The organism is Mycobacterium sp. URHB0021, assembly GCF_054057895.1.
In genome coordinates, this window is record NZ_JBSRZT010000002.1 from 3,212,894 (window position 1) to 3,233,404 (window position 20,511).

23 protein-coding genes are annotated in these 20,511 nt (G+C 66.3%); 16 read left to right on the forward strand and 7 right to left on the reverse strand.

Annotation, left to right across the window (positions count from 1 at the left end; genetic code table 11):
- Nucleotides 1–30: 30 nt before the first annotated feature.
- Entirely contained in the window at nt 31–291 is a 261-nt protein-coding gene (gene rpsT / locus ACVWWN_RS18005; RefSeq protein ID WP_457145070.1) for a 30S ribosomal protein S20, read from the reverse strand.
- Between the two features lie 287 nt (nt 292–578).
- On the opposite strand from rpsT, the gene ACVWWN_RS18010 reads away from it, so the two are divergent.
- Genes ACVWWN_RS18010 through ACVWWN_RS18020 form a run of 3 tightly spaced genes read left to right on the forward strand, consistent with a single transcriptional unit; the run spans nt 579 to nt 3,926 of the window.
- A complete protein-coding gene (locus tag ACVWWN_RS18010) occupies nt 579–2,108 on the forward strand; it encodes a circularly permuted type 2 ATP-grasp protein (RefSeq protein WP_457149175.1) in 1,530 nt (509 codons plus the stop codon).
- Nucleotides 2,108–3,085 (forward strand): alpha-E domain-containing protein, encoded by a 978-nt coding sequence (locus ACVWWN_RS18015; protein ID WP_457145071.1) that lies wholly within the window; start codon nt 2,108–2,110, stop codon nt 3,083–3,085. The genes ACVWWN_RS18010 and ACVWWN_RS18015 overlap by 1 nt, the downstream gene beginning before the upstream one ends.
- A 1-nt stretch (nt 3,086) precedes the next feature.
- Nucleotides 3,087–3,926 (forward strand): transglutaminase family protein, encoded by an 840-nt coding sequence (locus ACVWWN_RS18020; RefSeq protein ID WP_457145072.1) that lies wholly within the window; start codon nt 3,087–3,089, stop codon nt 3,924–3,926.
- On the opposite strand, the gene ACVWWN_RS18025 is transcribed toward ACVWWN_RS18020, so the two are convergent.
- Nucleotides 3,910–4,419, reverse strand: coding sequence for a MarR family winged helix-turn-helix transcriptional regulator (locus tag ACVWWN_RS18025; RefSeq protein ID WP_457145073.1), 510 nt, complete (start codon nt 4,417–4,419; stop codon nt 3,910–3,912). The genes ACVWWN_RS18020 and ACVWWN_RS18025 overlap by 17 nt on opposite strands.
- Nucleotides 4,420–4,508: 89 nt before the next feature.
- On the opposite strand from ACVWWN_RS18025, the gene ACVWWN_RS18030 reads away from it, so the two are divergent.
- On the forward strand, nt 4,509–5,231 hold the full coding sequence (locus tag ACVWWN_RS18030) for a hypothetical protein (RefSeq protein WP_457145074.1): 723 nt from the start codon (nt 4,509–4,511) through the stop codon (nt 5,229–5,231).
- Between the two features lie 16 nt (nt 5,232–5,247).
- On the opposite strand, the gene ACVWWN_RS18035 is transcribed toward ACVWWN_RS18030, so the two are convergent.
- The 3 genes from ACVWWN_RS18035 to ACVWWN_RS18045 form a co-directional block, all read right to left on the reverse strand.
- Entirely contained in the window at nt 5,248–6,204 is a 957-nt protein-coding gene (locus ACVWWN_RS18035) for an esterase family protein (protein ID WP_457145075.1), read from the reverse strand.
- A gap of 207 nt (nt 6,205–6,411) precedes the next feature.
- Nucleotides 6,412–7,272: a ribonuclease Z gene (locus ACVWWN_RS18040; protein WP_457145076.1), complete on the reverse strand. Its 861-nt coding sequence runs from the start codon at nt 7,270–7,272 to the stop codon at nt 6,412–6,414.
- Between the two features lie 12 nt (nt 7,273–7,284).
- Nucleotides 7,285–8,307, reverse strand: a complete 1,023-nt coding sequence (locus ACVWWN_RS18045) for an aldo/keto reductase (protein WP_457145077.1) — start codon at nt 8,305–8,307, stop codon at nt 7,285–7,287.
- 239 nt (nt 8,308–8,546) lie between these two features.
- Here ACVWWN_RS18045 and ACVWWN_RS18050 point away from each other — a divergent pair, with 239 nt between their 5' ends.
- Complete coding sequence (locus ACVWWN_RS18050) at nt 8,547–8,975, forward strand: CBS domain-containing protein (RefSeq protein WP_457145078.1); 429 nt, start codon at nt 8,547–8,549, stop codon at nt 8,973–8,975.
- A gap of 5 nt (nt 8,976–8,980) precedes the next feature.
- Entirely contained in the window at nt 8,981–9,589 is a 609-nt protein-coding gene (locus ACVWWN_RS18055; protein WP_457145079.1) for a GNAT family N-acetyltransferase, read from the forward strand.
- Nucleotides 9,590–9,593: 4 nt separating this feature from the next.
- Here ACVWWN_RS18055 and ACVWWN_RS18060 read toward each other — a convergent pair whose 3' ends face one another.
- Nucleotides 9,594–10,193 carry a type II toxin-antitoxin system PemK/MazF family toxin gene (locus ACVWWN_RS18060; RefSeq protein WP_457145080.1) on the reverse strand — a complete coding sequence of 200 codons (600 nt, stop codon included), beginning with the start codon at nt 10,191–10,193 and terminating at the stop codon, nt 9,594–9,596.
- 97 nt (nt 10,194–10,290) lie between these two features.
- Here ACVWWN_RS18060 and lepA point away from each other — a divergent pair, with 97 nt between their 5' ends.
- From lepA to ACVWWN_RS18080, 4 genes are all read left to right on the forward strand, one after another.
- The gene (gene lepA, locus ACVWWN_RS18065) at nt 10,291–12,153 is read left to right on the forward strand and encodes a translation elongation factor 4 (RefSeq protein WP_457149176.1); all 1,863 of its coding nucleotides are present in this window, start codon (nt 10,291–10,293) and stop codon (nt 12,151–12,153) included.
- 48 nt (nt 12,154–12,201) lie between these two features.
- Complete coding sequence (locus tag ACVWWN_RS18070; RefSeq protein WP_457145081.1) at nt 12,202–12,897, forward strand: sensor domain-containing protein; 696 nt, start codon at nt 12,202–12,204, stop codon at nt 12,895–12,897.
- Nucleotides 12,898–12,966: 69 nt separating this feature from the next.
- Nucleotides 12,967–13,680, forward strand: a complete 714-nt coding sequence (locus ACVWWN_RS18075; RefSeq protein WP_457145082.1) for a sensor domain-containing protein — start codon at nt 12,967–12,969, stop codon at nt 13,678–13,680.
- Nucleotides 13,681–13,864: 184 nt separating this feature from the next.
- A complete protein-coding gene (locus ACVWWN_RS18080) occupies nt 13,865–14,011 on the forward strand; it encodes a hypothetical protein (protein WP_457145083.1) in 147 nt (48 codons plus the stop codon).
- Between the two features lie 20 nt (nt 14,012–14,031).
- On the opposite strand, the gene ACVWWN_RS18085 is transcribed toward ACVWWN_RS18080, so the two are convergent.
- Entirely contained in the window at nt 14,032–16,050 is a 2,019-nt protein-coding gene (locus tag ACVWWN_RS18085) for a glycoside hydrolase family 15 protein (protein ID WP_457145084.1), read from the reverse strand.
- Nucleotides 16,051–16,173: 123 nt separating this feature from the next.
- Here ACVWWN_RS18085 and ACVWWN_RS18090 point away from each other — a divergent pair, with 123 nt between their 5' ends.
- From ACVWWN_RS18090 to ACVWWN_RS18115, 6 genes are all read left to right on the forward strand, one after another.
- Nucleotides 16,174–16,368, forward strand: a complete 195-nt coding sequence (locus ACVWWN_RS18090; RefSeq protein WP_457145085.1) for a hypothetical protein — start codon at nt 16,174–16,176, stop codon at nt 16,366–16,368.
- 135 nt (nt 16,369–16,503) lie between these two features.
- Nucleotides 16,504–16,596 (forward strand): Ms4533A family Cys-rich leader peptide, encoded by a 93-nt coding sequence (locus ACVWWN_RS18095; protein ID WP_457145086.1) that lies wholly within the window; start codon nt 16,504–16,506, stop codon nt 16,594–16,596.
- 118 nt (nt 16,597–16,714) lie between these two features.
- Entirely contained in the window at nt 16,715–17,743 is a 1,029-nt protein-coding gene (locus tag ACVWWN_RS18100) for a sulfate ABC transporter substrate-binding protein (protein WP_457145087.1), read from the forward strand.
- Nucleotides 17,740–18,621, forward strand: a complete 882-nt coding sequence (gene cysT / locus ACVWWN_RS18105) for a sulfate ABC transporter permease subunit CysT (RefSeq protein ID WP_457145088.1) — start codon at nt 17,740–17,742, stop codon at nt 18,619–18,621. The genes ACVWWN_RS18100 and cysT overlap by 4 nt, the downstream gene beginning before the upstream one ends.
- Nucleotides 18,618–19,436, forward strand: a complete 819-nt coding sequence (gene cysW, locus ACVWWN_RS18110) for a sulfate ABC transporter permease subunit CysW (protein WP_457145089.1) — start codon at nt 18,618–18,620, stop codon at nt 19,434–19,436. The genes cysT and cysW overlap by 4 nt, the downstream gene beginning before the upstream one ends.
- Nucleotides 19,437–19,449: 13 nt before the next feature.
- Complete coding sequence (locus ACVWWN_RS18115) at nt 19,450–20,508, forward strand: sulfate/molybdate ABC transporter ATP-binding protein (protein WP_457145090.1); 1,059 nt, start codon at nt 19,450–19,452, stop codon at nt 20,506–20,508.
- The last annotated feature ends 3 nt before the right edge of the window (nt 20,509–20,511 follow it).

Sequence of the window (20,511 nt, forward strand, 5' to 3'; positions counted from 1 at the left end):
CGGTCAGTCGATCGCCGGGGTGGCGCGCGCTCAGATGCTGTTGAGGGCCCGGGACAGCGCCGACTTGCGGTTGGCGGCCTGGTTCTTGTGGATCACGCCCTTGCTGGCGGCTTTGTCCAGTTTGCGGCTGGTCTCCACCAGCAGCTCGGTGGCCTTGTCCTTGTCACCGGACTCGACGGCCGCACGGAATCCGCGCACGGCCGTGTGGAGCGATGACTTCACGGACTTGTTGCGCAGCCGGCGGCGCTCGTTGGTGAGGATCCGCTTCTGCTGCGACTTGATGTTGGCCACGCGTGTATTCCTTCGCAAATCTCGTCTGGGTTGCTTAAGTCTTTTCAGCGCGCCCGTCGACGGGCAGCGACTGTTCAGGCTACCAGCGAGCGCACAAATCTCCCAAAGTGAGACCTACTGGCCTGCCGAAACCCCGGAAGTGATGCAGCATGGCATGGGTGAGCCTTCGAACTTTGCCGACCACGCCCGCTCGGACGTCCCGCAGCGACGGCAAGCGCGCCAAACGGCACGATCCCATCTTCGGCGGGTACAACAATCTGGGCAGGTACTCGAAGGCATTCGACGAAATGTTCGACGGCCAGGGCAACGTCCGCGGGCCGTACAAGGGCATCTACGCAGAGCTGGCCCCGTCCGATGCCGCTGAGCTCGAAGCCCGCTCAGACGCGCTCGGCCGAGCCTTCATCGACCAGGGCATCACGTTCTCCCTCTCCGGCCAGGAACGCCCGTTTCCGCTGGATCTGGTGCCGCGCGTGATCTCGGCGGCGGAGTGGACGCGGCTGGAGCGCGGCATCCGGCAACGGGTCAAGGCCCTCGAGATGTACCTGACCGACATCTACGGCGAGCAGGAGATTCTGCGTGATGGGGTCATTCCGCGCCGGTTGATCACGTCGTGCGAGCACTTCCACCGCGAAGCCGCAGGCATCATGCCGCCGAACGGTGTGCGCATTCACGTCGCGGGCATCGACCTCGTTCGCGATGCACAGGGCGTGTTCCGCGTGCTCGAGGACAACCTGCGCTCGCCGTCCGGTGTCTCCTACGTGATGGAAAACCGCCGCACGATGGCGCGGGTCTTTCCGAATTTGTTCGCCACGCACCGGGTGCGGGCGGTCGGTGACTACTCCTCTCATCTGCTGCGCGCCCTGCGCAACGCCGCCGCCTCCAACGAGGCCGATCCGACGGTGGTCGTGCTCACGCCCGGCGTCTACAACTCCGCCTACTTCGAGCACTCGCTGCTGGCCCGCCAGATGGGGGTGGAGTTGGTCGAGGGTCGCGACCTGTTCTGCCGCGACAACACCGTCTATATGCGCACCACCGAAGGCGAGCGCCAGGTCGACGTCATCTACCGGCGCATCGATGACGAGTTCCTGGATCCGATGCATTTCAAGCCCGACTCGGTGCTCGGCGTGGCGGGGATCCTCAACGCCGCCCGCGCGGGCAACGTGGTCATCTCCAGCGCGATCGGCAACGGCGTCGGCGACGACAAGCTGGTCTACACCTACGTGCCGACGATCATCGAGTACTACCTCGGCGAGAAGCCGCTGGTCGCCAATGTCGACACCTACCGGTGCTGGCTCGACGACGAGCGCGAGGAAGTGCTCGATCGGGTCGACGAGCTCGTCATCAAACCGGTCGAAGGCTCCGGCGGATACGGGATCGTTTTCGGCCCCGACGCCTCCGCGAAAGAGCTGGCGACGATCAGCAAGAAGATCCGCAGCGATCCCCGCGGATGGATCGCCCAACCCGTCGTCCAGTTGTCGACCGTGCCGACCCAGATCGACGACGAGCTCGCACCGCGGCATGTCGACCTGCGGCCGTTCGCGGTCAACGACGGCGATGACGTCTGGGTGCTGCCGGGCGGGCTGACCCGAGTTGCGCTGCCGGAAGGGTCGCTGGTGGTCAACTCGAGCCAGGGAGGCGGCTCGAAGGACACCTGGGTGCTCGCATCCCGGGCGTCGGTCGCCGACCGCGAACTCGCGGCGGCCGAGCTCGTCCGCGCGCTGCCGAAGACGGCCAAGGGGTCGAGGAGCGACAAGAACGGCGACGGCTCGTCGTCGAGGCAGCAACAGCAGCAGCAACAGCAGGCGGTGAAGCACTGATGTTGGCGCGCAACGCCGAATCGCTCTACTGGATCGGGCGCTACGTCGAGAGGGCCGACGACACGGCCCGCATCCTCGACGTCACGGTGCACCAGCTTCTCGAGGATTCCAGCGTCGACCCCGATCAGGCATCGCGGACGCTGCTGCGGGTGCTGGGTATCCAACCGCCGAAGGAGCAGCTGGACGTGTGGTCGCTGACCGACCTCGTCGCCTTCAGCCGCGATACCGAGGGCGGCTGCTCGATCGTGGAGGCGATCTCGGCGGCGCGCGAAAACGCCCGCGGCGCACGCGAAGTCACCTCCACCGAGATCTGGGAGTGCCTCAACACCACCTACAACGCACTGGCCGAACGGGAACGCGCGGCCAAACGCCTTGGGCCGTACGAATTCCTCTCGTTCGTCGAGGGTCGTGCCGCGATGTTCGCGGGTTTGGCGGACTCGACGTTGTCCCGTGACGACGGCTACCGGTTCATGGTGTTGGGCCGCGCCATCGAACGCGTCGACATGACCGTGCGACTGCTGCTGTCCCGGGTCGGGGACAGCGCGTCCTCGCCGGCGTGGGTGACGGTGCTGCGCTCGGCTGGCGCCCACGACACCTATCTACGCACCTATCGAGGCGTGCTGGACGCCGGCCGTGTCGTCGAGTTCATGTTGCTGGACCGACTGTTTCCGCGGTCGGTCATGTATTCGCTGAGGCTGGCCGAGCACAGTCTCGACGAACTGCGGCACCGCGCGCTCAATCGGGTCGGTGCCACCGCCGAGACGCAACGCCTGCTCGGCCGCGCCCGCAGCGAATTGGAGTTCCTGCGTCCCGGCGTCCTCCTCGAATCGCTCGAACAGCGTCTGGCCGGTCTGCAGAAGACGTGCGCCGACATCGGAGAAGCCTTGGCGGTGGAGTACTTCCACTCCGCACCGTGGGTGGCGTGGACGGACGCGGGAAGAAACGGCTCGCTGGTGATCGAGGAGGGCGAGGTCTGACATGTGGCGCATGCGAGTCATCCACGCCACGGGATACGCCTACAAGTCACCTGTGACGGCGTCATTCAACGAAGCGCGTCTGACGCCGCGCTCGGATTCCCGGCAGAACGTCATCCTGAACCGCGTCGAAACAGTGCCGGCCACCAGGTCCTACCGCTATGTCGACTACTGGGGTACCGCAGTGACGTCGTTCGATCTGCACGCCCCGCACACCGAACTGGAGGTGACGTCGTCGTCGGTGGTCGAGACGGACAAGGGAGACATGCCGGAACAGGCGGTCTCCTGGGAGGACCTTCAATCCGAGGCCGTCATCGACAGATTCGACGAAATGCTGACCGGCACGCACTACACGCCCGCCAGCCGACGCATCGCCCGGGTAGGTCAGAAGATCGCCAAGGAGCATGACCCGCAGGAGGCCGTCATCGCCGCCGCGAACTGGGTGCACAGCGAACTGGAGTATGTACCCGGCACGACGGGTGTGCACTCGTCGGGCCTGGATGCGCATCGTGAGGGCAAGGGCGTCTGCCAAGACTTCGCGCACCTGACGTTGATCCTGTTGCGCAGCATGGGGGTTCCGGCCCGATACGTCTCGGGCTATCTTCATCCCCATCGGCAGGCGTCAATCGGTGACACCATCGACGGGCAGAGCCACGCCTGGGTGCAGGCCTGGACCGGCGGCTGGTGGAACTACGACCCGACAAACCACGCCGACATCAACGAGCAGTACGTGAGCGTGGGAGTGGGCCGTGACTACTCGGATGTCACACCCCTGAAAGGGATTTACTCTGGCGAGGGCTCGACGGACCTCGACGTCGTCGTGGAGATCACCCGGCTGGCTTAGTGCGGGTCGAGGTCCGACCCAGCGTGCCGAATCCCGGATGGACGTGCGGCGTCAGCCCCTGGTGTTCGGCGATCGTGGTGAGCAGCCGGCGAAGCGTCTCCCGTTCCTCGGCCTCGAGCCCGGCTGTGATGCGCCGCTCGTGGAGCCGCCCGAACTCAGAGATCTTGGTGATCAGCCGTTTACCCGACGCCGTCAGGTGCAGCGCATGCAGGCGGCGGTCGTCGGGGTTGCGGCGCCGCTCGACGTACCCGCGGTCCTCCAACTCGTCGACGTAGGCGACAACCCTGCTCGGCAGCAGGCCCAGTTGCGCGCTGAGCGCTTGTTGGCTGCGCCCCGGCTCCGACGCGATTGCCCGCAGTATCCCGGCGTGCGGCGGGGTCAGATCGACGTCGTCCATCAACTGCGCGAACATCGCGGTGGCGTGATGGCCGATCTGGGCGAGCAGGAATGCCGCGCTGTCGCTGGGGTCGCCGGTGTCCGACGGGGAAGGCACGGCTTGAAATCGTATCACTTGTGAACGGTTTTTTTGTTGAATTATGCATTCCCTTGCTCGCGGACGCGATCCGGCATATCGTTCAAACTATGAACGATTCAACTGCTGATCGAAATCATGGCACCGGTCGGCGCGGTCAGGGCGGACCACCGCTTGTCCTCCTCGCCGTGATCTCACTGCTGTTGCTGACCGCCGGCCTGGCCGTGGCCGTCGCGCTCGGCGGGGTCATGCCGCTTCCGTACGCCTCCGCGACGGTGGTGCGGGATTACGTCTGGCAGCATCCGGCCGCAGCTCTGGCCGCCGGTGTCGGCGCGTTCGCGTCGTCGATCCCGCTGGCCATCTACGCTGCGACCGCGAGCGCGCGGCTGCGACAGCTCGGCGTGACCGCCCCCGGCGCGACGATCGCCCTCGCCGGCGGCCTACTGGCCTCGGCGAGCCTCGGGTTGTCGGGCTTGTCGGCGTGGATATTGTCGCGACCGGAGGTCACCTCCGATGTGCCACTGCTGCGCGCGCTGTACTACCTGACCTTTCTGACGGGCGGGCCGTGGCACGTCGTCGCGCTGGGTCTGCTGATCGCCGGTATCGCCGTACCCGGCCTGATTCTCGGACTGCTGCCCAGGGCGGCGCTGGGATGGACCGGTCTGGCGATCGCGTTGCTCGCCCAACTCACCACCCTGGTGTTGATCTGGCCCGGCCTGGCACCGATGTTGCCGGTGGCCCGGTTCACCGGTCTGACCTGGCTGATCGTGGCGGGCGCGCTGTTGCCGCTGCGCAGGCGCAACAGGCAGGGCGCCGCGGTCGTGGCGGCGTGACGGTGGAGGCGCCGGCTCACGCCCCGAGCGTGCGCTGGATATCGCCCTTCATCGCGTTCAGTTGGGAGCCCCAGTACCCCCAACCGTGTGTGCCGTTGGTGGGGAAATTGAACGTGCCGTTGCGGCCGCCCGCCGCCAGATACCGCGCCTGGAAGTTCTTGTTGCTGTCCAGTGTGATGCCCTCCAGCAGCTGAGCGGGAACGTCCGCGCCGCCCAATTCGCCGGGAGTTCCGTTGCCGCAATAGACCCAGATCCGCGTGCCGTTGCTCACCAGCTGGCCGACGTTGACCGTTGGATCATTGCGCCGCCACGCCGCCCCACCGCCGGGACCCCACATCGCGGTGGCATCGAAGCCGCCGGCGTCGCGCATCGCGAACCCGACGAGCGTCGGCCAGATGCCTTCGGACAGGTTGAGGAAGCCGGAAAGTGACCCCGCGTAACGGAACTGGCCGGGATGGTAAGCGGCCAGGATCAGCGCGGCGCTGCCGGACATCGACAGCCCCACCACGGCGTTGCCGCTCGGCGACACGCCCTTGTTGGCGGACAGGTACGCGGGCAGCTCGGAGGTCAGGAAGGTTTCCCATTGGTAGTTATAGGTGCCGCCGTTTCCGACGGCCGGACCCTGCCAGTTGGTGTAGAAGCTCGACATGCCGCCGACCGGCATGACCACCGACAGGCCTGACTCGAAATAGTTCTCGAACGCCGCGGTCTCGATGTCCCAGCCGCTGTTGTCGTCGCGAGCCCGTAGCCCGTCGAGCAGATACACCGCATGAGATCCGCCGCCCTGGAATTTGACCGGAATGTCACGCCCCATCGCCGCGGACGGCACCATGAGAGTTTCGACCGGAAGACCGGGCCGCGAATACGCCGCGGCCCTTGCCGAGCCGCCCACTACCGAAAACAGCCCCGGCAACACCAGGGCAACCAAGACGGCGGCCATCAGCCGGCGCGTCAGGGACTTGATGAATGTCATACGTTTCTCGCACATCTTTCAGGACAGGCCGCAGCCCGTGCGGTCTGTCCGATTTGACCTATAGATCGCCGCTCGCGAGCGGCTGCCGGAGTAGATGCCGCTGCTTCACATCTGCCGGTTGGGAGCACCGCCGCATGGCGCGGCCGCTGCGACTGTTATGTCGCCCCGCGCGCCATCGTTGTTACGAAGGCGCATCGCCCGGACCGGTCAGCTGTCGAGTCTGGTGCACACCCCGGGGTGGACTTCGACTCGATGGAGGTCATCGCCCAGTTCGATCTGGCGGTCGAACGCCGAGGCAGCCAGCGCTCGCCAATCGTCCTCCGTGCCGGACTCCATCGCCGGCACATAGTGCGTGAGGATGAGAATGCCGACGCCGGCCCGCGTCGCGGTGGCGGCGGCCTGCTCGACGGAGGAGTGGTAGTCGCAGATGTCGCGGATGCGTTGCATCGGCATCTCGTCGACCAGATCCTTGCGAATCACCGTGTGCACCAACGCCCCCGCTCCCGAGGCAAGCGAGTCGAGGCTGTCACACGGAACCGAATCCCCGGCCAGCACCACCGAAGCGCCGGCATGCTCGATCCGGAAGGCAATTGTCGGGGTGACCGGCCGGTGGTCAGTGGGCGCCACCGTGATCCGGACGCCGTCGCGGTCCCACCCCACCCCGTCGGTGTACTCGTGCACCTCGACGGGCGGCGGTTCGGTCAGATCGGCATGATGTGCCATCCGATAGCCGATGTCGAAGCGGAACGCCCCGAGGGTGGCGTCGACCACCTCGGCCGTACCGGGGGGACCGATGATCTGCAGCGGCGGCGGGTCAGGGGTGAACGTCGTCACCCAGCGCGTGATGATCAAGTCGCCCAGATCGGCGATGTGATCGCTGTGCAGGTGGGTGAGTAGCAGCGCGCTCAGGCCGTTGGCGCCGACGCCGATGGCGGTCATCCGCTGCTGCACACCCCGTCCGCAGTCGATCAGAAACGTCTGGCCGCCGGCGCGCGTCAGCGTGGACGGCCCCGCACGCCGGGCGTCGGGAATCGGACTGCCGGTGCCGAGCAAGGTCACCTCGATCATGAGAAGTCCCTGCTATTCGCGTCCCGCCGACACCCAGGTGAGATCGGTGAAGCGTTGGCCCGTCACGGCCGCCGCGGCGGCGTCCAGCGTGTCGAGCTGCTCGGGCGTCAGCTCCACCGACAGCGACCCGAGGTTCTCCTCGACGCGCGAGGCGCGCCGGGTGCCCGGGATAGGTGCCGACCCGACGCCGAACTGTTCGGCCCGGTGCCGCAGCCAGGCGAGCGCCACCTGGGCCGGCGTGGCCCCCTGCTGTTCGGCGACGGCCTTGACCACCTCGACGACGGCGAGGTTGGCGTCCAGCGCACCTTCGCTGAACCGCGGCATGGTCCGGCGGAAGTCGGTCGACGACAGGTCGGCGGCCGAACGGACGGTGCCGGTGAGGAAGCCGCGGCCCAGCGGCGAATACGGCACGAAGCCGACGCGGAGTTCGGCCGCGGCGGGTACGACGCTGGCTTCGACGTCGCGGCTCCAAATCGACCATTCGCTTTGTACCGCCGCAATCGGATGCACCGCGACGGCGGCCCGCAACTCCTCCGCGGTCACCTCCGACAGCCCGAGGTGGCGGACCTTGCCTGCGGTCACCAACTCGGCCATCGCGCCGACGGTTTCCTCGATCGGCACGTTCACGTCCCGTCGGTGCATGTAGTAGAGGTCTACGACGTCGGTCTGCAATCGTTGCAGGCTCTCGTCGATGCTCTGCCGAACGTAGGCGGCGTCACCTCGGGCGTTGAGCTGGCCGCCGGATCCGCGCTCGGCGGGATTGCCGACGATGCCGAACTTGGTGGCCAACGTGACTTCGTCGCGGCGGTCGTCGAGAAGCTTGGCGATCAGCCGCTCGTTGTTCCCCCCGCCGTAGACGTTCGCGGTGTCGATGAACGTCACGCCGACGTCCAGGCACCGGTGCAGGGTGGCCAGCGACTCGCTGTCATCGACCTCGCCGTAGACCGGTGTCAGCGCCATCGCTCCGAACCCGATTGCGCTGACGGTCAATTCGTCTCCCAGTTGGACTGTGGGCACAGAGTCGGCACTCGTCATCGCGGATCCCTCTTTCAATCGGCGGATATCGTCGGCCTCAGACCTGGATGTGGCGGCCTCTTCCGGGGGCAACGCTACGCCGGTCGTGCGGCGGCCAGGGTTCTATCCCGAGACAGCGAACCTGCTCAAGAGGTAAGTCGTGGCGGCCCGCCCGTGACTGGGTTGCAATCTCACGTGCCCTTCCGCGGAAGACGCGGCGCACCTAGCCTGGTGTGAAGTACATCACGAGCGGAGGCACGATGCGGATCTCGGACGTATTGCGGAACAAGGGCGCGTCGGTGGCCACCATCACGCCCGAGACCTCGGTCTCGGGCCTGCTGACCGAACTCTCGGTGCACAACATCGGCGCCATGGTCGTCGTGTCGCCCGACGGTGTCGCGGGAATCGTCTCGGAGCGCGACGTCGTGCGCAAGCTGCATGAAGTGGGCGCCGACCTGCTGACCCGGCCGGTGTCGGAGATCATGACGACGCTGGTCGCGACGTGCGCGCCCAGCGACACCCTCGACAGCCTCAGCGTGCTGATGACCACCAACCGGGTCCGGCACGTTCCGGTGGTGGAGGACGGACGGCTGGCTGGGATCGTCAGCATCGGTGATGTCGTTAAAATCCGTATGGAAGAACTCGAGCGCGAGCAGCAGCAGCTTCAGGCCTACATCACCCAGGGCTGACCGTGGTGTCGGACATCTCTGTGCGGCGCACACAGAGAACAGATGTACGCGCGGGATCACAGGTGCTGGCCCGTGCGTTCTACGACGATCCGGTGATGGGCTGGATGTTGCCGGACGACGACCTGCGCGGGCGGAGATTACCTCGGCTGTTCGATGCGGTGATCCGCCACCACCATCTGGCCAACGGTGCGTGCGAGGTCGCCTCCGACGGCGGGCACGTCGTCGGTGCGGCGCTGTGGGATCCCCCGGGCAAGTGGCGGCACACGCGGGTCCAGGAGTTACGGGCGATGCCGGGTTTGTTGCTCGCCTTGGGCGGCGCTCTGCGGAGGGGTCTCGGCGCCGCCGAGCTGATGCAGAAGACGCACCCCGAGGAGCCGCACTGGTATCTCGCGATGATCGGGAGCGATCCGGCGGTGCGGGGCAAGGGTTTTGGCCAGGCATTGATGCGCTCGCGGCTGGACCGGTGCGATGCCGAGTACGCGCCGGCGTACCTAGAGTCCAGCAACCCGGAAAACGTGCCGTATTACGAGCGGTTCGGATTCGAGGTCACCGGGGAACTGAAGCTGCCCGACGGCGGACCCAGCCTGTGGCCGATGTGGCGGCAGCCGCGATAGCGGACTAGCTCCAGGCGTATTCGGCCCGTAACCGGGCGGCGACCACCTCGAAGACGTCGCGGTCGAGGATTGCGCCTTCGCGCCGGATGCCTTCCTCGGGTACGTCGAGCACGCGGTCCAGCCGCACCCAGCTCGTCCTGCCCTCGTAGTCCCAGCTCCCGCTGCCGATGCTGACCCAGTCGCGGTCGGTTCGGTGATATTCCTGGCTGGACAGCATCAGACCGAGCAATGTGCTGCGGTCACGCCCGACGACCAGCACCGGCCGGTCCTTGCCTCGGGTGGGGTCGTCCTCATAGACCACCCAGGTCCAGACGATCTCGCCCGGATCGGCGCGTCCGTCCAGGTCGGGGGCGTAGACGAGTTTGCGGGCCCGGTGTGCGGTCGGGACGCTGTTGTCGGTGACCGGCCGCCCCGCCGCCAGCGCCGGGGTCTCGGCGCCGGCATTGCCCGAGATCGCCTCCAGGCCGAGCTTGATGCCCAGCTGGATGCCGCGCGCCACGGTGTCGGACTGCTGCAGTTGACGGATGAACTTGGGCGCCTCGTTGAACACCAGGTTCTCGGTGACGCCCAGAAACCGTTGAAACGTCTTCCACGGCGGAGCCATATTCCCGAGCATATGTGAAGCCCGATCGAGCGTGATTGTGCCCGAAGGGCCGTCCCTCGATACGCTGGAAGCACCATCCACACACCGGTAGCAGGAGATTCCCATCAGCAGTTTCGCCGACCAGACCTTCACGGCGCCGGCGCAGATCCGGAACTTCTGCATCATCGCCCATATCGACCACGGCAAGTCGACGCTGGCCGACCGGATGCTGCAACTCACCGGTGTCGTCGCGGACCGCGACATGCGCGCCCAGTACCTCGACCGGATGGACATCGAGCGGGAACGCGGCATTACCATCAAGGCCCAAAACGTCCGGCTCCCTTGGAGTGTGGGTGACGAGAAGTTTGTGCTCCATCTGATCGACACCCCGGGCCACGTCGACTTCACCTACGAGGTGTCCCGCGCGCTGGAAGCCTGCGAGGGGGCGGTTCTGCTCGTCGACGCGGCCCAGGGCATCGAGGCGCAGACGCTGGCCAACCTCTACCTGGCGCTCGACCGCGATCTGGCGATCATCCCGGTGCTCAACAAGATCGACCTGCCCGCCGCCGACCCCGACCGCTACGCCGGTGAGATCGCCCACATCATCGGCTGTGAACCCACCGACGTGTTGCGGGTGTCCGGCAAGACCGGTGAAGGGGTGTCCGCGCTGCTCGACGAGGTGGTCCGCCAGGTCCCGGCGCCGACGGGGGACGCCGACGCCCCGACCCGGGCGATGATCTTCGACTCGGTCTACGACACCTATCGGGGCGTGGTCACCTACGTCCGCGTGGTCGACGGCAAGATCGTGCCGCGCGAGCGCATCAAGATGATGTCCACCGGCGCCACCCATGAGCTTTTGGAGGTCGGCATCGTCTCCCCGGACCCGAAGCCGTCCGTCGGCCTGGGCGTGGGGGAGGTCGGCTACCTGATCACCGGTGTCAAGGATGTGCGCCAGTCCAAGGTCGGCGACACCGTGACCTCGGCGCGGCACGGGGCCACCGATGCGCTCACCGGTTATCGCGAGCCGAGACCGATGGTGTACTCGGGGCTCTACCCGGTCGACGGCTCGGACTATCCGGATCTGCGCGATGCGCTGGACAAACTGCAGCTCAACGACGCTGCGCTGACCTACGAGCCGGAGACTTCGGTGGCGCTGGGCTTCGGCTTCCGCTGCGGCTTCCTGGGGCTGCTACACATGGAGATCACCCGCGAGCGCCTGGAGCGCGAGTTCGACCTCGATCTCATTTCGACGTCACCGAACGTGGTCTATCGGGTCATGAAAGAAGAGACACCGCCCGGTGATCCAGGGCTCGTCGTGACCAATCCCGCGGACTGGCCGGACGGCAAGGTCCGCACCGTCTACGAGCCCGTCGTCAAGACCACCATCATCTCGCCGAGCGAGTTCATCGGCACGATCATGGAGCTGTGCCAGTCCCGGCGCGGCGAGCTCGGCGGCATGGACTACCTGTCACCGGAGCGCGTCGAGTTGCGCTACACGATGCCGTTGGGCGAGATCATCTTCGACTTCTTCGACATGCTGAAGTCGCGCACCCGTGGTTATGCCAGCCTCGACTATGAGGAGGCCGGCGAGCAGGAATCCGATCTGGTGAAGGTCGACGTCCTGCTGCAGGGGGAGCCCGTCGACGCGTTCAGCGCGATCGTGCACAAGGACTCGGCGTACGCCTACGGCAACAAGATGACGACCAAACTCAAGGAGCTGATCCCGCGCCAGCAGTTCGAGGTGCCGGTGCAGGCGGCCATCGGTTCGAAGATCATTGCTCGCGAAAACATCCGCGCGATGCGCAAAGACGTGCTATCGAAGTGCTACGGCGGTGACATCACGCGTAAGCGCAAGCTGCTGGAGAAGCAGAAGGAAGGCAAGAAGCGGATGAAGACGATCGGGCGCGTCGAGGTGCCTCAGGAGGCCTTCGTCGCTGCCCTGTCGACGGACGCGGCGGCAGCCGACAAGGCCAAGAAGTAGGTATCCATGCGTTCACCGGCATCGAGGGTCGCTGTGGTGAGCGCATGTGTGGCTGCCTTGGTGGGCTGCGCGGCTCCGGTGGACGGCGCGCCCGTGGTCCACATCGTCGAGGCCGCCCAGCCGTCCCCGTCGCGACCCCTGAATCAAGTGCTGCCGACCGCCGACGAGCTCACCTCGACATTGGGCGGCGCCGGGTTCATGGGCCAGCGGGTCGAGGGCGGTCCCGACATGTTGCTGGCGGGCGTCGGCGAGTCCGAGGCGACGCCGGTCGAATGCGTCAGCGCGACGTTCCGGTTGCAGAAGGTCGTCTACCAGTCCAGTCCGGTGCGTGCGGTGGCCAGCGAGTCGTGGGCAGGCGGGGATGCCAACGGCCCGACCACGTCAGGATTCTTCGGTGCGGTGAAGTTCGCGACCTCTGACGACGCGCAGGCCTTCTTCGCCTCCTCCGCCCAGAAGTGGCAGCGGTGCAACGGCCAGACACTGGTGATCCATCAATCCCAGCACGGCGCCGACGGGGCAAGCCGGATCACCGATGTCGATGTCGACGCCCACGTGGTGTCGGCCGTCGTGATGCAGGAGTCGGGAGGATCCGCGTCACCCCCGATCCAGCGCGCCCTCGGATTGGCCTCGGATTGCGTTGTGGACGTGGAAGTTACGGATGTGGGTGGCGCTGCCGATGTGGGTGGGGCCCACGATGCGGTGGAGGTCGCAAATCTCATGCTGAGCAAGGTCGGCGTTTCCTAGGAGCTGGCGGCGCGCCGCGAAGTTTGCCGGTGACCCCCGTGTTCGGCAAAGGTCAGTCACAATAACGCGGTGACCATATTCGGCATCGCCGGCCGAGCATTCGCCGTGGGGGTCGTCGTTGCGGCAGCTGTCCTGCTCTCGGGTTGCGTGAGCACCGTTTCAGGCTCTGCGGTACGCGCGCAGAACGCCGGACCGGTCGACGTGCCGGAACTCAGTGGATCCAAGCTCGACAGGGTGCTGCTGTCCATCGGTGAGCTCAACGGAATCATGGGGTCGACCCAGATGAAGGTCACCAGCGAACTCGAGCAGATGACCGACCACTCCGCCGATGTCTCCGATCCCGACTGCCTCGGCGCGATCTACGGCGCGGAGGAACCGGTGTACGACGGCAGCGGGTGGACGGCGATCCGCGATCAGGTGGCCCGCGAACCGGGGGAGGACAACGACCATTGGGTGGAACAGACCGTGGTGTTGTACCCGTCGCCGGACAAGGCGCAGAAGTTCTTCGACGACGCGCAGTCGATCTGGCAGAAGTGCTCCGGCTATTCGGTCTCGGTTAGTGACGTCGATGCGTCGTATCTGTGGGAGATCGACGAGCTTGCCGCCGCGGACACCATGCTCACCCAGATGACGACGCAGGAAGACGCCGGCGGATGGGCGTGTCAGCATGCGCTCTCGGCGGTTTCGAACGTCACCGTCGAGGCGTGGGCGTGCGGCTACGACATCAAGGACGAGGCGGCGACGATCGCCGACGAGATGGTGACCAACGCCGCGAAGAAGTAGCCGGCGACATTGCAACCATTCTGATCCAAACGTCCGCTCCGGCCTGCGTCGCCGACCGGACTCTTCAAAACCGCATGAGCACAAGGCAGTTCAGCTGTCGGCGCGCTGCGATCTTCATTCCGGCGCGCCTCACCGTCGATCATCGTCGCCGCGGCTCCAGCGTGTCGACGCCTACCCTCGCGTGGTGTCCTTCGCGCTCGAAGACCGGGATCTGGCCGCGCCGGACGGCCAGGTGGTGGTCACTTTTCCCGCCGGCGGCAGCTGGCCGTGGGCGCTGCTCGCGCTCGCTGCCGTCGTCATCGCCGTCGGCGGGATACTGCTCGCAGGGTGACTGGCAGGCAAAACGGTGACCTACATCGGCGCATTCGCGGGCACGAACACGCCGGAGCTGTCGGCCTCGTCCTCGGCGCGGATCACATGCACGACCGCGTTGATCAATGCCAGATGGGTGAACGCCTGCGGGAAGTTACCCAGATGACGTCCGGTGCGCGGCTCGATCTCCTCGGCGTACAGATGCAGCGGGCTGGCGAACGACAGCAGGCGCTCACAGAGTCGCTTGGCCCGGTGGATCTCGCCGATCTCGACCAGCGCGGACACCAGCCAGAACGAGCAGATCGTAAAGGTGCCCTCCTCGCCGGACAGACCGTCGTCGGTCTCCTCGACGCGGTACCGCAGCACCAGCCCGTCCTCGGTCAGCTCGTCGGCGATCGCCAGCACGGTCGCCCGGACCCGCGGATCGTCGGCGGGCAGGAAGCGGGTCAGCACAGCCAACAGAAGTGAGGCGTCCAGTGCGTCGTCGCCGTAGCGCTGGGTCAGCACCCCGCGGGAGTCGACGCCGTTCTTGAGGATGTCGGCCTTGATCTCCTCGGCGATGGCCCGCCACTGCTGGGCGTAGCTCTTCTCGCCCTCCAACTCGGCGAGCTTGGACCCCCGGTCCAGCGCCACCCAGCACATGATTTTCGACGAGGTGAAATGCTGCGGCTCGCCACGCACTTCCCAGATGCCGCGGTCTGGTTCCTTCCAGTGTTTGATGGCCTCCTCGACCTGGTTCTTCAACACCGGCCACAGCGAGTCGGAGATCTGCTCGCGCGACTTCGCATGCAGGTACACTGAGTCGAGCATGGTGCCCCAGATATCGTGCTGCATCTGGTTGTACGCGCCGTTGCCGATCCGCACGGGCCGGGCGTTGTCGTAGCCCGACAGATGATTCAGTTCCTCTTCGACGAGGCTGCGTTCGCCGCCGACGGCATACATCACCTGAAGCGGATGGCGTTCACCGTTGTTGGCGCCGGACACGTCGGCGATGAACGCGAAGAAGTCGTCCGCCTCGCGGTCGAGGCCCAGGGTGTAGAGGCCCCACAGCGCGAACGTCGAATCGCGCACCCAGGCGTAGCGGTAGTCCCAGTTGCGGGCGCCTTGCGGCGTTTCCGGCAGCGACGTGGTGGGAGCGGCCAGCAGGGCGCCGGTGGGCGAATACGTCAGGCCCTTCAGGGTGAGCGCGCTGCGCTGCAGGTATGCGCGCCACGGATGGTCGGGGAAATCACCGATGTTGATCCACTGCCGCCAGGACTCGCTGGTCTTCCACATCTTGTCGGCAGCTTCTTCGTACGTCTGCGGCGCCGGATGCCTGGACCAGGACAACGCGACGAACACGTTGTCGCCCTCGGTCAGACGCGTCCGCGCCCGGGCCTCGCGCCCCTCCAACCCTATGCGCAGATTGGTGGTCAGCCGCATGGTCGGGTGCGAGTCCGGGTTCTTGCTGGCCCGGGCGATCGCCTCTCCGTAGGCCTGGGCGCTGTACTCCCAGTTGGCGCTGACGCGGTGGTAGTCGAACGCCGGTTCGCAGTTCATCACCAGTTCGACGGTGCCGCTCACGCACCGCACGGTGCGCAGCAGGATGTGCTCGGCGTCCCAGTCCATCGGGGTACGGCGATGGGTGTGCGACCGGGTCTCGATGTCGTGCCAGGGTCCCATCACCAGCGCGTCGCGCACGATCAGCCAGCCGGTGTGGGTCTGCCAGGTGGTTTCGAGGATCAGGCTGCCCGGCAGATAGCGCCGCGCCGCGGGCACCGACACCCCGTAGGGGCCGAGCCGGAAGTGGCCGGCACCGCGGTCCAAGATGGCGCCGAACACGCTGGGGGAGTCCGGGCGGGGCACGCACAGCCATTCGACCGAGCCGGCCGACGAGATCAAGCAGGTGTTCTCGCAGTCCGACAGGAAGGCGTAGTCGGCGATGGGCGGAAAGGGATTCCGCAACGATCCGGCGGAGGTGTACGGCATCGGGGCCGTCTCGCTGAACGGTGTGTCCCGGCCCGGTTCGGCCTGGGTGACCGGCGCCCCGTCGGAAGGCTCGGTGTGTTGCAAAACCATCCCGACATCATCGACTGCGGACCTACCCGCCGTCCACTCGTCGACGTGCGTGTCCTGCGGTTTGCCCGTCGGCGGCGGTGGCAGGCGGAAACGGGCCATCCTCAGTTCGAATACGCTGGCTGGGTGGGCGGCATCCTCAGTTGGTGGGACGGCGTCGAACTGTGGCTCTCGGGTCTGCCGTTCGTCGCTCAGACCGCGGTGGTGATGCCGGTGGTACTCGCGCTCGCGTATGGGGTGGCCGTCCTCCTCGACGGAGCCCTGGGAAACGGGATTCGCCTGCTGCGGCGGGTGCGCCACCAAGACGAGGACGACCGATGAGCGGCATGCCGCGGTCACGGGTGACGCTGATATTCGTGATCTTGATCGTGCTGGTCGTCGTCACGTGGCTGTTAACTCGTTAAACAAGCTAAGCCCGTACTGAGCGCGGCCTCGAACTCTGTTATCCTTCGCGCCATGCAGACAGCGTCCGGCAACAAGAGCGGCCACATCCTGGCCCTCATTGCCGTGGGATTCACCGCTGTCGCTGATGTCTGTTGTTGTCGCTGACTCCATGCCCGTCCGCGGTCTGGTGTCGGTAACGGCTGTCGAGCCGACCTCCGACTGATTCCTCGCCTTGCTGACGTGACGGGCCGTACCCCCAGTCCACTGCAAGGAAAGGTCCTCAATGTCGAAATCCGGTAAGTCCTGGCGCACCGCCGCGGCGCTGACCGCCACCGCCGCACTGCTCGCGGCGTGCGGCGGAGGAGCGAGCGATGTCGCCGGAGGTGGCGACCAGCCGGCCGCCGCGACCACGTTGACGCTCGTCGCGTATGCGGTACCCGAACCGGGCTGGAGCAAGATCATCCCCGCGTTCGCGGCCACCCCGGAAGGCAAAGGTGTGGGTGTGACGACGTCCTATGGCGCATCCGGCGACCAGTCGCGCGCCGTCGTGGACGGTAAGCCCGCCGACATCGTCAACTTCTCGGTCGAGCCGGATGTCAGCCGCCTCGTCAAGGCCGACAAGGTGGCCAAGGACTGGAATGCCGACGCCACCAAGGGCGTCCCCTTCGGTTCCGTGGTTTCGCTGGTGGTGCGCAAGGGCAACCCGAAGAGCATCAAGGACTGGGATGACCTGCTGCAACCCGGGCTCGAAGTGGTCAGCCCAAGCCCGCTCAGTTCCGGCTCGGCGAAGTGGAATCTGCTGGCGCCCTACGCCGCGAAGAGCAACGGCGGCAAGGACCAGCAGGCAGGCCTGGACTTCGTCAACAAACTGGTCACCGAGCACATCAAGACCCGTCCCGGCTCCGGCCGTGAGGCCACCGACGTATTCCTCCAGGGCACCGGCGACGTGTTGATCAGCTACGAGAACGAGGCCATCAACGTCGAGCGGCAGGGTAAGCCGGTCGAGCACATCAACCCGCCGCAAACCTTCAAGATCGAGAACCCGGTCGCCGTCGTGACCTCCAGCACACGCCTGGACCAGGCCACCGCGCTGAAGAACTTCCTGTACACCAAGGAGGGTCAGAAGATCTGGGCGCAGGCCGGCTTCCGTCCCGTCGATCCCTCCATCGCGCAGGACTTCGCCACCGATTTCCCGACGCCGACCAAGCTGTGGACCATCGATGACCTCGGCGGCTGGAATTCTGTGGACCCGGCATTGTTCGATAAGGACAACGGAAGCATCACGAAGATCTACAAGCAGGCCACTGGATGACGGTTAGCGTCGACCCCGATCCCGAAACCACCCGGCCCGAACTCACCGACAGTGAGGACGGCCGGGCGCCGAGGTTGCTACGCGGGCGGCACGGGACGACGTCGCTGCGGGTCGGCGCGGCTTCCATCTGGCTGAGCGTCATCGTGCTGCTGCCACTGGCGGCCATCCTGTGGCAGGCGGCGGGCGGAGGGTGGCACGCGTTCTGGCAAGCGGTCACGTCGAATTCCGCCATCGAGTCCTTCCGGGTGACGCTGACCATCTCGTTCGGGGTCACGGTGGTGAACCTGGTCTTCGGCCTGCTGGTGGCCTGGGTGCTCACCCGCGACGACTTCCCCGGTAAGAGGCTGGTCGACGCCGTGATCGATCTCCCGTTCGCGCTGCCGACCATCGTCGCGAGCCTGGTGATGCTGGCCCTGTACGGGCCGAACAGCCCGGTCGACCTGCATCTGCAACACACCAAATGGGGTGTCGGCATCGCGCTGCTTTTCGTCACGTTGCCGTTCGTGGTGCGTTCGGTGCAGCCGGTGTTGCTCGAGCTCGACCGTGAAACAGAGGAGGCCGCCGCCTCGCTCGGCGCCAACAGCGCGACGATCTTCACCGCGGTGATCGTGCCCGCGCTGCTGCCGTCGCTGCTGTCGGGTGCGGGACTGGCGTTTTCCCGCGCCATAGGTGAATTCGGTTCAGTCGTGCTGATCGGTGGCGCGGTGCCCGGCGAGACCGAGGTGTCATCACAGTGGATCCGGACCCTCATCGAGAACGACGACCCCACCGGCGCAGCAGCTATTTCCATTGTGCTGCTGATGATCTCGTTCGTGGTGCTGTTCGTCCTGCGCGCCGTCGGCTCGCGCGCCGCCAAGCGTAAGGAGCTTGCGCGATGACACTGTCACCGGCCGTGCGGCATCTGCTCCGCTACCTCGCGCTGGCCTACATCACCATCCTGGTCATCGTGCCCGTCGGGCTGATCCTGTGGCGCACGTTCGCACCGGGCGTCGGCGCCTTCATCGCCTCGATCACCACCCCGGCGGCAATCTCGGCGCTGCAGCTGTCGCTGCTGGTGGTGGCGATCGTGGTGCCGCTCAACGTGCTGTTCGGCGTCCCGACCGCATTGGTGCTGGCGCGCAACAGGTTCCGCGGCAAGAGCGCGCTGCAGGCCGTGATCGACCTGCCGTTCGCCGTCTCGCCGGTGGTGGTCGGCGTGGCGCTGATCCTGCTGTGGGGGTCGGCCGGTTTGTTCGGTTTCGTTGAGAACAACCTCGGCTTCAAGATCATCTTCGGCTTCCCCGGCATTGTGCTCGCCAGCATCTTCGTCACGGTGCCGTTCGTCATCCGCGAGGTCGAACCGGTGCTGCACGAGATCGGCACCGACCAGGAGGAGGCGGCGGCCACTCTGGGATCGCAATGGTGGCAGACGTTCTGGCGGGTCACCCTCCCGTCGATCCGGTGGGGTCTGACGTACGGGATCGTCCTGACGATCGCACGGACACTCGGCGAGTTCGGCGCGGTGATCATGGTTTCCTCGAACCTGCCGGGAACTTCACAAACGCTCACACTGTTGGTGCAGGACAGGTACAGCCGGGGCGATGAATACGGGGCATACGCGGTGTCCACGCTGCTGATGACGGTGGCGGTGATCGTACTGATCGTTCAGGTGGTTCTCGACGCCCGGCGCTCGCGTGCGAGCAGGCAGGTATGAGGAGACGACAGAAATGACCGACGCAATCGTCGTACGGGGCGCGAACAAGCACTACGGGGACTTCGCGGCCCTGGACAACGTCGACTTCGAAGTGCCGTCCGGCTCGCTGACCGCGCTGCTCGGACCCAGCGGTTCGGGAAAGTCCACCCTCTTGCGGGCGATCGCCGGATTGGACCAGCCCGACACGGGCACCGTCACGATCAACGGCCGCGACGTGACGGGTGTGCCGCCGCAGCGGCGTGGCATCGGCTTCGTGTTCCAGCACTACGCGGCCTTCAAGCACCTGACCGTTCGCGACAATGTGGCCTTCGGCCTCAAGATCCGCAGGCGGCCCAAGGCCGAGATCAAGGAGAAGGTCGACAACCTCCTGGAAGTGGTGGGGCTCGCCGGGTTTCAGGGCCGCTATCCCAATCAGCTCTCGGGTGGCCAGCGTCAGCGGATGGCGCTGGCCCGCGCACTTGCGGTCGATCCCCAGGTGCTGCTGCTCGACGAGCCGTTCGGCGCGTTGGATGCGAAGGTCCGTGAGGACCTGCGGGCGTGGCTGCGCCGACTGCACGACGAGGTCCATGTCACCACGGTGCTGGTCACCCACGATCAGGCAGAGGCCCTCGACGTCGCCGACCGGATCGCGGTGCTCAACAAGGGCCGCATCGAGCAGGTCGGCTCACCGACCGACGTCTACGACGCGCCCGCCAACGCATTTGTGATGTCGTTTCTCGGTGCGGTGTCCGCGCTCAACGGCACGTTGGTCCGCCCGCACGATATTCGAGTCGGGCGCAACCCTGAGATGGCGATCGCGTCCACCGACGATTCCGTTCAGTCCACGGGCGTGCTGCGGGCGACGATCGATCGAATTGTCATGCTGGGCTTCGAGGTTCGCGTCGAGCTCACCAGTGCGGCCGATCACACGCCGTTCACCGCGCAGATCACCCGCGGCGACGCTGAGGCGCTCGGACTGAAGGAGGGTGACACGGTCTACGTGCGTGCCACCCGGGTTCCACCGCTGCCGGGCGGCACCGAGATCCCACGGGCCGACAAAGCCGACCAAAGCGACGCGCTGACGAAGGCTTGACTG

Excerpts from the sequence above, each read along its gene's own strand:
- ACVWWN_RS18010 (WP_457149175.1), top strand. The coding sequence starts at position 579 with ATGTTCGACGGCCAGGGCAACGTCCGCGGGCCGTACAAGGGCATCTAC.
- ACVWWN_RS18015 (WP_457145071.1), top strand. The coding sequence starts at position 2,108 with ATGTTGGCGCGCAACGCCGAATCGCTCTACTGGATCGGGCGCTACGTC.
- ACVWWN_RS18020 (WP_457145072.1), top strand. The coding sequence starts at position 3,087 with ATGTGGCGCATGCGAGTCATCCACGCCACGGGATACGCCTACAAGTCA.
- ACVWWN_RS18030 (WP_457145074.1), top strand. The coding sequence starts at position 4,509 with ATGAACGATTCAACTGCTGATCGAAATCATGGCACCGGTCGGCGCGGT.
- ACVWWN_RS18035 (WP_457145075.1), bottom strand. The coding sequence starts at position 6,204 with ATGACATTCATCAAGTCCCTGACGCGCCGGCTGATGGCCGCCGTCTTG.
- ACVWWN_RS18040 (WP_457145076.1), bottom strand. The coding sequence starts at position 7,272 with ATGATCGAGGTGACCTTGCTCGGCACCGGCAGTCCGATTCCCGACGCC.
- ACVWWN_RS18045 (WP_457145077.1), bottom strand. The coding sequence starts at position 8,307 with ATGACGAGTGCCGACTCTGTGCCCACAGTCCAACTGGGAGACGAATTG.
- ACVWWN_RS18050 (WP_457145078.1), top strand. The coding sequence starts at position 8,547 with ATGCGGATCTCGGACGTATTGCGGAACAAGGGCGCGTCGGTGGCCACC.
- ACVWWN_RS18060 (WP_457145080.1), bottom strand. The coding sequence starts at position 10,193 with ATGGCTCCGCCGTGGAAGACGTTTCAACGGTTTCTGGGCGTCACCGAG.
- ACVWWN_RS18085 (WP_457145084.1), bottom strand. The coding sequence starts at position 16,050 with ATGGTTTTGCAACACACCGAGCCTTCCGACGGGGCGCCGGTCACCCAG.
- ACVWWN_RS18095 (WP_457145086.1), top strand. The coding sequence starts at position 16,504 with ATGCAGACAGCGTCCGGCAACAAGAGCGGCCACATCCTGGCCCTCATT.
- ACVWWN_RS18100 (WP_457145087.1), top strand. The coding sequence starts at position 16,715 with ATGTCGAAATCCGGTAAGTCCTGGCGCACCGCCGCGGCGCTGACCGCC.
- cysT (WP_457145088.1), top strand. The coding sequence starts at position 17,740 with ATGACGGTTAGCGTCGACCCCGATCCCGAAACCACCCGGCCCGAACTC.
- cysW (WP_457145089.1), top strand. The coding sequence starts at position 18,618 with ATGACACTGTCACCGGCCGTGCGGCATCTGCTCCGCTACCTCGCGCTG.
- ACVWWN_RS18115 (WP_457145090.1), top strand. The coding sequence starts at position 19,450 with ATGACCGACGCAATCGTCGTACGGGGCGCGAACAAGCACTACGGGGAC.